We start from the raw sequence: 8,126 nt of genomic DNA, 5'->3' as shown, positions 1-8,126 counted from the left end.
TCGAAAGGGATTTAGTAATGGCTGTAAAGCATCTTAAGCCGACCAGCGCAGGTCGCCGCTGGCAGACGATCTCGGACTTCTCCGAGATCACCTGCACCAAGCCCGAGAAGTCGCTCCTCGAGCCGCTTCCCAAGAAGGCTGGTCGTAACAACAAGGGTCGCATCACCGTCCGTCACCAGGGCGGCGGCCACAAGCGTCAGTATCGTCGCATCGACTTCAAGCGCAACAAGGACGGCGTGCCCGCCAAGGTTGCCACCATCGAGTACGACCCCAACCGCTCCGCGCGCATCGCTCTGCTCCACTACGTCGACGGTGAGAAGCGCTACATCCTGGCCCCCAAGGGCCTCAAGGTTGGCGACACCGTCATCTCCGGCGTGGGCGCCGACATCAAGCCCGGCAACGCCATGCCGCTCTCCGAGATTCCCGTCGGTACCCTGATCCACGCGATCGAGTTCCAGCCCAGCAAGGGCGCTGCGATCGCTCGTTCCGCCGGTACCGCCTGCCAGCTCATGGGCAAGGAGGGCAAGTACGCCATCGTGCGCATGCCCTCTTCCGAGATGCGTCGCATCCTGCTCACCTGCCGCGCTACCGTTGGTGAGGTCGGCAACGCCGAGCACTCCAACATCGTCATCGGCAAGGCTGGCCGTAGCCGTCACCTCGGTATCCGCCCGACCGTCCGCGGTACGGTCATGAACCCGGTCGACCACCCGCACGGCGGTGGCGAGGGCAAGAACCACACCTCTGGTCGTCCCTCCGTTACTCCGTGGGGCAAGCCGACGAAGGGCTATCGTACCCGCAAGAAGAAGAAGGTCTCCAACGACCTCATCATCCGTCGTCGCAAGAAGTAGTTCGATACCGAGTTTTAGGAGTTAGCACTTATGAGCAGAAGTCTCAAAAAGGGCCCGTTCGTAGAGGCTCGCCTCCTCTCGCGTATCATCGCGATGAACGAGGCCGGCAAGAAGGACGTCGTGAAGACCTGGTCCCGCGCGTCCACCATCTTCCCCGAGATGGTTGGCCACACCATCGCCGTCCACGACGGCCGCAAGCATGTCCCCGTGTACGTCACGGAGTCCATGGTTGGTCATAAGCTCGGCGAGTTCGCGCCGACCCGTACGTTCCGTGCCCACAAGGCCAAATAGGGGGTCTACGTAAATGGCAACTAAGTCTACCGACATCGCGAGCCGCGAGGTCCGCGCCACGGCCAAGTACGTGCGCGTCTCCCCGGGCAAGGCTCGTCTGGTCGTCGATCTGGTCCGTGGCAAGTCCGTCGCGGCCGCCTTCGATATCCTGCATTTCTGCGATCGCCACGTCGCCGTGGACGTGGAGAAGGTTCTCCGCTCCGCCGTGGCCAACGCTGAGAACAACAACCAGATGCGCGCCCAGGATCTGGTCGTGAAGGCCGCCTACGTTGACGAGGGTCCCTCGCTCAAGCGTATCCGTCCTCGCGCTAAGGGCTCCGCTTCCCGCATCCTCAAGCGCACCAGCCACATTACCATCATCGTCGCTCCTCGAAAGGAGGCATAAGCGTCATGGGTCAGAAAGTTTACCCCACTGGTTTCCGTCTCGGCATCACCGAGAACTGGCGCTCCCGCTGGTTCGCCGAGAAGAACTATGCCGAGACCCTCGGTAACGACCTCGAGATCCGCAAGTTCCTGAGCAAGCGCCTCTCCCGTGCCGCTGTCTCCCGCGTCGAGATCGAGCGCGCCGGCGACAAGGTGAAGGTCATCATCCTCACCGCCCGCCCCGGCATCGTCATCGGTAAGAAGGGCGCCGAGATCGACGGCCTCCGCACCGAGCTCGAGAAGGTCGCTGGCGTCGAGAAGGGCCAGCTCGCCGTCGACGTCATCGAGATCAAGCGCCCCGAGCTGGACGCCAACCTCGTTGCCCAGTCCATCGCCGAGCAGCTCGAGGGCCGCGTGGCCTTCCGTCGCGCCATGCGCAAGGCTGTTCAGTCCGCTCGCAAGGCCGGCGCCAAGGGTATCCGTATCCAGTGCTCCGGTCGTCTGGGTGGCGCCGAGATGGGCCGTCGCGAGTGGTACCGCGAGGGTCGCGTGCCGCTGCACACCCTGCGTGCCAAGATCGATTACGGCACCGCCACCGCACACACCACCATGGGTTCCTGCGGTATCAAGGTCTGGATCTACCTGGGCGAGAAGCTCCCGGGCCAGCCTGTTCCCAACCCGGCTCTCGAGGGCTCTTCCCGTCCTCGTCGTCGTAACAACGAGAGGAGGGGTCAGTAGTGCTTGCTCCTAAGCGTATTCTCCACCGTAAGGTGCAGCGTGGCTCCATGAAGGGCCAGGCCAAGGGCAACACCCAGCTCCACTTTGGTGAGTTCGGTATCCAGGCTCTCGAGCGTCACTGGATCACCAACCGTCAGATCGAGGCCGCTCGTATCGCCATGACCCGCTACATGAAGCGTGGCGGTAAGGTCTACATCACCATCTTCCCGGACAAGCCCATCACGAAGAAGCCTGCGGAGACCCGCATGGGTTCTGGTAAGGGTAACCCCGAGGAGTGGGTGGCCGTCGTCAAGCCGGGCCGCGTTATGTTCGAGATCGCCGGCGTCTCCGAGGAGATCGCCCGCGAGGCCCTGCGTCTTGCTCAGCACAAGCTGCCCATCAAGACCAAGATCATTACCCGCGCTAATCAGGACGGGGAGGCTAAGTAATGAAGCCCGCAGAGATTCGTGAGCTTTCGGACGAGCAGCTCGTTGAGAAGCTGAAAGAGAACCGTGCCGAGCTCTTCAACCTTCGCTTCCAGATGGCCACCAGCCAGCTGGACAACACTTCTCGCGTTTCGACCGTGAAGAAGGATATCGCACGTATCCTCACCGAGCAGCGCGCCCGTCAGATCGCAGCGGAGAAGTCCGCTGTCACCGAGTAGATTTCAGGAGTAGAACATGGCTGAAACGACTGAAGCGCGCAACACGCGCAAGGTCCGTCAGGGCGTTGTCGTCTCCATCTCGGGCAACAAGACCATCGTTGTCCAGATCACCGAGCGCAAGCGTCATCCCAAGTATGGCAAGATGATGACCAGCACCAAGAAGCTCCACGCCCATGACGAGGAGTGCACGGCCGGCCTCGGCGACACCGTCAAGGTTATGGAGACCCGTCCTCTGTCCAAGATGAAGCGTTGGCGTCTCGTCGAGATCATCGAGCGCGCCAAGTAAGCACGACGTGTAATACCCCCAGCGATGTGCGCCTGCTCTGGCAGCCATCGGCTGCCGTTACGGGCGGCGCACCTCTCGCTGGTCTAGGTTCGGAGGAACTACCATGATTCAAATGCAAACCATGCTGAACGTCGCCGACAACTCCGGCGCACGCAAGGTTCGCTGCATCAAGGTGCTTGGCGGTTCCAAGCGCCGCTATGCGGGAATCGGCGACGTCATCGTCGCTGCCGTGCAGGAGGCTACGCCTGGTGCCAACGTCAAGAAGAAGGACGTTGTCAAGTGCGTCGTCGTTCGCACCGTGAAGGAGGTCCGTCGCAAGGACGGTTCCTACATCCGCTTTGATGACAACGCTTGCGTCGTCATCAAGGACGACGGTTCGCCCGTCGGCACCCGTATCTTCGGGCCCGTCGCTCGCGAACTTCGTGATAAGAAGTACATGAAGATCGTCTCGCTCGCACCCGAGACCCTGTAGTTAGGGGAGACCACTATGTCTATGTCCATCAAGAAGGGCGACAAGGTCGAGGTGCTCTCCGGCAAGGATCGCGGCAAGCAGGGCATCGTTCTGCGCGCGCTCCCCAAGGAGGGCAAGGTCGTTGTCGAGGGCGTCGCCATCGTCAAGAAGGCCGTCAAGCCCAACCAGCAGAACCAGCAGGGCGGTATCGTTCCGCAGGAGGCTGCTATCGACGCTTCCAACGTCAACCTCGTTTGCCCCAAGTGCAACCAGCGCACCCGCGTTGGCCACGAGGCCGGCGAGCTCGACGGTCACAAGACCAAGCTGCGCATCTGCAAGAAGTGCGGTCACAAGTTCTAAGGATTAGGTCCTAAGAACTCTCGCCGGGCGGCCCCGGGAGGTTCCCTTCGGGTGTGTTCGAGGCTTCGCCTCTCAGAACACCCTTCGGGAATCCTCCCGGGGCCGCCCTACGTTTACGGACCTACGGGTCCGTTTTTTGTCGAGGTCGAGCTTGGGGTCGGTGCGGGTACAGCGGTGCGTTGGAGCGACTTGATGGGAGGGGCGGGTGTCCGGAACGCTGCTGCGGGGCGGTGCCCCGCAAGGCGCGCCACTGTGGCGAGCATGGGGTCCTCGCTCGTCGCGGGCCTTGGATATGCGATGGCATACATTTGGCTGCTCGAGTCACGATCAGGAACGCTGTTGCAGGGCGGTGCCCCGCAAGGCGCGCCGCTGTGTCGAGTACGGGGCCCTCTCTGGTCGCGGGCATCGGGGCGCGGCGCTCAATCAGCGTCCTTGCTTCGACCCAAGCAAAACGGCTCGTATCCTGGAGGGGATACGAGCCGTTGTTCTATTCGGGATGCGCGGCGGGAGTTGGTTACTCTACGCCTACGAAGAGGCAGCCAGCTGAGGTGCCGGGAAGGCGTTTGGTCGGGGTTCGCCCGGCGAGGGCGGCGTCAAGGGCGCGGCGCGCGTGGACGACGGTGCGCTTGAGCTCGTCTTCGTCCATAAGGGTGGCGTCTACCATGAAGTGGGATACGCCGGCGGAGAGGAGCTGCGGAATCTGGGGGGTAAGGTCGATCGGCGTGCCGTCGTAGAGGTGGGAGCGGCCGTGGATGTCGGTGGTTACGGGAAGCATCTTGCCGTCGATGTTTCGCAGCCAGAGGCGTTGGCGGCGCAGTCCGCAGCGCGTGCAGTCGTGGATGCAGGCGCTGGCGACCTGGAGGATGCAGTGCTCGCTCGTCATCACGCGCGGCCTGCCATATACCTCGATACCGAAGGCAAGGGGCGCTGAGGGAGCGAAGCGCTCGATCTCGGCGAGGATAAGTTCGGGTGAGAGCCAGGCGAGCTGTGCGCCGGATTCAGCAAGCATGGTCGCGCATGCGAGGTTGTGCACGGGGATGCAGGAACGTAGCTGGGCACGGGCGCCTCGAGTCGATGCCAATGCGAGCTCGGATATAGTGCCGACGGCAACGGGCGCGTCCGGGATGATCCAGGGGTCTAGGCGGGCGTGGTCCGCCTCGCGGCACACCTCGTCGAGCACGGGGACGATCCCAAGTTCCAGGATCTCATGCGGCTGGATATCGCTTGCAGCGAGCGTGTCTGCCGTGAGATAGATGGCGTCGGCGCCGTGCTCTCGCGCGGTCCGGGCGGCTTCGAGGCTCGGGGCCATCACGCATAGGACGGCGCGCCGGGAGTCGGATTCGGTATCGACGGCGACGGTGTCAACGCCGGCGCCTTCGCGCGCGATACAGGCGCGTCCGGCGATGTCATCCAAACGACCCAGTTCGCGGTCGCGTGAAGCGTATGGAGCGAGAAGCGCCTCTTCGAGTGCGGCGCAGGCGGCGGCGCGAACCTTGTGTACGGCCGAGAAGCCCATGCCGCAGGTATCGTCCATATCGATGTCGAAGGACGCCGCCTCAAAAGGCGAGGAGCCCATGCGGCCCACGTGCTCGACGAGGTCGTCGCGGGTGACGGCGCGTGTCCGAGCGGCTTCCACGATGAAGCCGGTAGCCTCGGCCGCACGGCTATCATCGTCGACGCAGGAGAGCGTGACGGCGAAGGGTTCGCCCAGACGGGCGCGCACCTTCACGTGTACGGGGCGCTTGCGCGGGATATCGCGCTTGAGCACGGCGTTCGCCGTATCGATGGCGCTTTGGCTGCGAATGATGCGAACGCGGCTGCCCGCGGGCATGGCGCGCGGGATATCGCACTGGATGGTTTCGCCCGTCTGCGCGTCTTCTGGCGCGATCGTGGTGAGGAATTGGTCGAACTCGTCGTCGTGGCGAAGCTCGAGCAAGTCGCCTTTCCCAACGGGCTCGAAGAGGCGGATCCGTGCGACGGCGGCGCGACGGCGGCGGTCGTCGGGGTGCAGGCCGCGAACGTCACGGCGCGCGGGCGCGCTGCCCAGCACCTCGCCAACCAGCTGGCCGCGGTTATTCGACCGTTCGTAGCTCATCATCTCGTCGCCCGAGGCGCCGTGCTGGTACTCGGTGGTGAAATCGCGGTTGAAGCAGCGCTTGAGCTGACGCGCACGCGCTTGGGCGCTCTCGGGGTCCGTGCGGCGTCCGGCCAGGATGTCGTCGAGCTGGCGGCGGTATACGTCAACGATGGAGTAAACGTAGTCCGGGGCCTTCATGCGGCCCTCGAGCTTGAGTGCGGCGGCGCCGGCGTCGAGCAGCTCGGAAACCATCTCGGAGGTGTTGGTGTCACGCGGGCACAGCGGGCGCTCGCGGTTTGCGGGCGAAAGCACGCGGCCCTGTTCGTTGACGAGCTCGTAGGGCAGTCGGCAGGGCTGGGCGCACATGCCGCGGTTGGCGGAGCGGCCCGCGCGGGCGAAGCTCGACAGCAGGCAGACGCCGGAATAGCAAAAGCAGATGGCTCCATGGGCGAACACCTCGAGGTCGATGCCGACCTGCGAGATCTGCGCGATCTCGGCCACGGAGAGCTCGCGCGAGAGCGTGACACGGTCCGCGCCGGCATCGCGGCACCAGGCGGTGCCGCGCACGTCGTGGATGTTCGCCTGCGTGGAGATGTGCGTCTCGATCTGCGGCATGAGGCGGCGTACCTCGCGGAAAAGGCCCCAGTCCTGGATGATGAAGGCGTCGGCTCCCAGGCGCGCGCAGCGGCGGACGAGCTCGAGCGCCTCGATCATCTCTTCGTCCTTGATGACGATGTTCACGGTCACGTAGACGCGTGCGCCGGCGAGGTGCGCGGCGCGGCAGGCTGCCTCGAACGTATCGTCGGTGAAGTTGTCGGCCTTGCGGCGGGCGTTGAACGAGCCCATGCCGCAGTAGATGGCGTCGGCGCCGGCGGCGAGCGCGGCGGCGAAGGGCGCGGGGCCGCCGGCGGGGGCGAGCAGCTCGGGACGAGGGACGTGGTGCGGGATATGCGGGGTGTCGCGCAGGGTCATAACATGCCTTTCAAATGGTTGAACAGCAGCGATTATACGTTGAAGGCGGCGTGTCGGGCGGGGAGCGCGGGGATTCGCGGCGCCCTCCCACAAATGCGCCAAATGCATATGCGCGGGCATGGAAGCTCGGTTCGGGCGGACGCGCGCGAGCGAAGCGTTTCGTTTGCGCGGCGCGGACGCGCTGCATTACCATCGGGGGGACGAAACCGGTTCTCGCGCGAGCGCGCGATGAACCCCGGACGCTGGCTGCTCGCATCGGTCGGCCGGCGTTCAACGAGGATCGAGCGGTCGCGCGCACGGCGGCGCGTCCGGCTGGTAAGGGGTGGGCGAATGAACAGCATGATGACGCGGCGTGCCTGGCTGTGCTCGACGGCGTCGGCTTGCGCGGCCATCGCCATGGCCGGCTGCGGTGCGCACGATGTTCCCGGCGGCGCGCGGGCGTGGTCGGGGTCGTCCGCCAACGCGATGCGCATCGCCTCGCTCAAGGGGCCTACATCGATCGGGCTCGTCCCGCTGATGGCCTGGGCAAAAGACGGCAAGGTGCCGGGCTCGCCCGCATTCTCGCTCATGGGGTCCATCGAAGAGGCCGCGCCGCGGCTGCTTCACGGCGAGGTGGATATCGCGCTGGTGCCCGCCAACATGGCGAGCGTGCTGTATGCCAAGTCGAACGGCGGCGTTGCGGTGCTCAACGTGAATACGCTTGGCGTGCTGAGCGTGGTCACAGGCGACGATCGCGTGTCGGAGCTGGCGGACCTCGCGGGTGCCACGGTGCACCTCGCGGGCAAGGGCGCCATCCCGGAATATACGGTGCGTTACCTGCTGGATGCGGCGGGGTTGTCCGATGCGGTGCGGCTCGAGTTCAAGAGCGCGCCGGACGAGGTCGCGGCGCTGCTCGTGGAAGATCCCGACAGGATCGGGGTGCTTCCCGAACCCTTCGCCACGGCGGCCTGCGCGCGAAGCGAGCGGTTGGCTCCGCGTATCGACCTTGCGGAGGCGTGGGAGCGCGCAGCGGGTGCGAGCGGTTCCAAGCTGGTCACGGGCGTGACGGTGGTGCGCCGGGCGTTTGCGCGCGATCATCCCGAAGCCGTGCGCGCGTT

The 8,126-nt window shown here is 64.9% G+C and carries 11 protein-coding genes; 10 read left to right on the top strand and 1 reads right to left on the bottom strand.

Annotated features, from left to right (window positions below):
* The first annotated feature begins 17 nt into the window (after window positions 1-17).
* The 9 genes from rplB to rplX all read left to right on the top strand — a co-directional run bounded on the left by rplB (window position 18) and on the right by rplX (window position 3,980).
* Window positions 18-848: a 50S ribosomal protein L2 gene (gene rplB, locus I2E26_RS01780; protein WP_147587531.1), complete on the top strand. Its 831-nt coding sequence runs from the start codon at window positions 18-20 to the stop codon at window positions 846-848.
* Window positions 849-878: 30 nt separating this feature from the next.
* The gene (gene rpsS, locus I2E26_RS01775; protein ID WP_006723048.1) at window positions 879-1,139 is read left to right on the top strand and encodes a 30S ribosomal protein S19; all 261 of its coding nucleotides are present in this window, start codon (window positions 879-881) and stop codon (window positions 1,137-1,139) included.
* A 13-nt stretch (window positions 1,140-1,152) separates the two neighbouring features.
* Window positions 1,153-1,524 carry a 50S ribosomal protein L22 gene (gene rplV, locus I2E26_RS01770; protein ID WP_147587532.1) on the top strand — a complete coding sequence of 124 codons (372 nt, stop codon included), beginning with the start codon at window positions 1,153-1,155 and terminating at the stop codon, window positions 1,522-1,524.
* Between the two features lie 5 nt (window positions 1,525-1,529).
* Complete coding sequence (gene rpsC, locus I2E26_RS01765) at window positions 1,530-2,240, top strand: 30S ribosomal protein S3 (RefSeq protein ID WP_195419381.1); 711 nt, start codon at window positions 1,530-1,532, stop codon at window positions 2,238-2,240.
* Window positions 2,240-2,668, top strand: coding sequence for a 50S ribosomal protein L16 (gene rplP / locus I2E26_RS01760; protein WP_147587534.1), 429 nt, complete (start codon window positions 2,240-2,242; stop codon window positions 2,666-2,668). The genes rpsC and rplP overlap by 1 nt, the downstream gene beginning before the upstream one ends.
* A complete protein-coding gene (gene rpmC / locus I2E26_RS01755) occupies window positions 2,668-2,883 on the top strand; it encodes a 50S ribosomal protein L29 (RefSeq protein ID WP_147587535.1) in 216 nt (71 codons plus the stop codon). Before rplP ends, rpmC begins: the two co-directional genes overlap by 1 nt.
* Window positions 2,884-2,899: 16 nt before the next feature.
* Window positions 2,900-3,169 (top strand): 30S ribosomal protein S17, encoded by a 270-nt coding sequence (gene rpsQ / locus I2E26_RS01750; protein ID WP_147587536.1) that lies wholly within the window; start codon window positions 2,900-2,902, stop codon window positions 3,167-3,169.
* Between the two features lie 103 nt (window positions 3,170-3,272).
* Window positions 3,273-3,641, top strand: coding sequence for a 50S ribosomal protein L14 (gene rplN / locus I2E26_RS01745; RefSeq protein ID WP_147587537.1), 369 nt, complete (start codon window positions 3,273-3,275; stop codon window positions 3,639-3,641).
* Window positions 3,642-3,656: 15 nt separating this feature from the next.
* Window positions 3,657-3,980, top strand: a complete 324-nt coding sequence (gene rplX / locus I2E26_RS01740; protein WP_222705665.1) for a 50S ribosomal protein L24 — start codon at window positions 3,657-3,659, stop codon at window positions 3,978-3,980.
* A 514-nt stretch (window positions 3,981-4,494) separates the two neighbouring features.
* Here rplX and I2E26_RS01735 read toward each other — a convergent pair.
* Window positions 4,495-7,029, bottom strand: coding sequence for a U32 family peptidase (locus tag I2E26_RS01735; RefSeq protein ID WP_195419380.1), 2,535 nt, complete (start codon window positions 7,027-7,029; stop codon window positions 4,495-4,497).
* Window positions 7,030-7,359: 330 nt separating this feature from the next.
* On the opposite strand from I2E26_RS01735, the gene I2E26_RS01730 reads away from it, so the two are divergent.
* On the top strand, window positions 7,360-8,126 hold a 767-nt coding region (locus I2E26_RS01730; RefSeq protein ID WP_195419379.1), incomplete at its 3' end, for an ABC transporter substrate-binding protein.

Origin of the sequence: Collinsella sp. D33t1_170424_A12 (assembly GCF_015554865.1) — a bacterium.
Lineage (GTDB): Bacteria > Actinomycetota > Coriobacteriia > Coriobacteriales > Coriobacteriaceae > Collinsella.
Note: the sequence above shows the minus strand (reverse complement) of the source record. Positions and strands in the feature narration are given on the sequence as shown.

Excerpts from the sequence above, each read along its gene's own strand:
- rplB (WP_147587531.1), top strand. The coding sequence starts at position 18 with ATGGCTGTAAAGCATCTTAAGCCGACCAGCGCAGGTCGCCGCTGGCAG.
- rpsS (WP_006723048.1), top strand. The coding sequence starts at position 879 with ATGAGCAGAAGTCTCAAAAAGGGCCCGTTCGTAGAGGCTCGCCTCCTC.
- rplV (WP_147587532.1), top strand. The coding sequence starts at position 1,153 with ATGGCAACTAAGTCTACCGACATCGCGAGCCGCGAGGTCCGCGCCACG.
- rpsC (WP_195419381.1), top strand. The coding sequence starts at position 1,530 with ATGGGTCAGAAAGTTTACCCCACTGGTTTCCGTCTCGGCATCACCGAG.
- rpmC (WP_147587535.1), top strand. The coding sequence starts at position 2,668 with ATGAAGCCCGCAGAGATTCGTGAGCTTTCGGACGAGCAGCTCGTTGAG.
- rpsQ (WP_147587536.1), top strand. The coding sequence starts at position 2,900 with ATGGCTGAAACGACTGAAGCGCGCAACACGCGCAAGGTCCGTCAGGGC.
- rplN (WP_147587537.1), top strand. The coding sequence starts at position 3,273 with ATGATTCAAATGCAAACCATGCTGAACGTCGCCGACAACTCCGGCGCA.
- rplX (WP_222705665.1), top strand. The coding sequence starts at position 3,657 with ATGTCTATGTCCATCAAGAAGGGCGACAAGGTCGAGGTGCTCTCCGGC.
- I2E26_RS01735 (WP_195419380.1), bottom strand. The coding sequence starts at position 7,029 with ATGACCCTGCGCGACACCCCGCATATCCCGCACCACGTCCCTCGTCCC.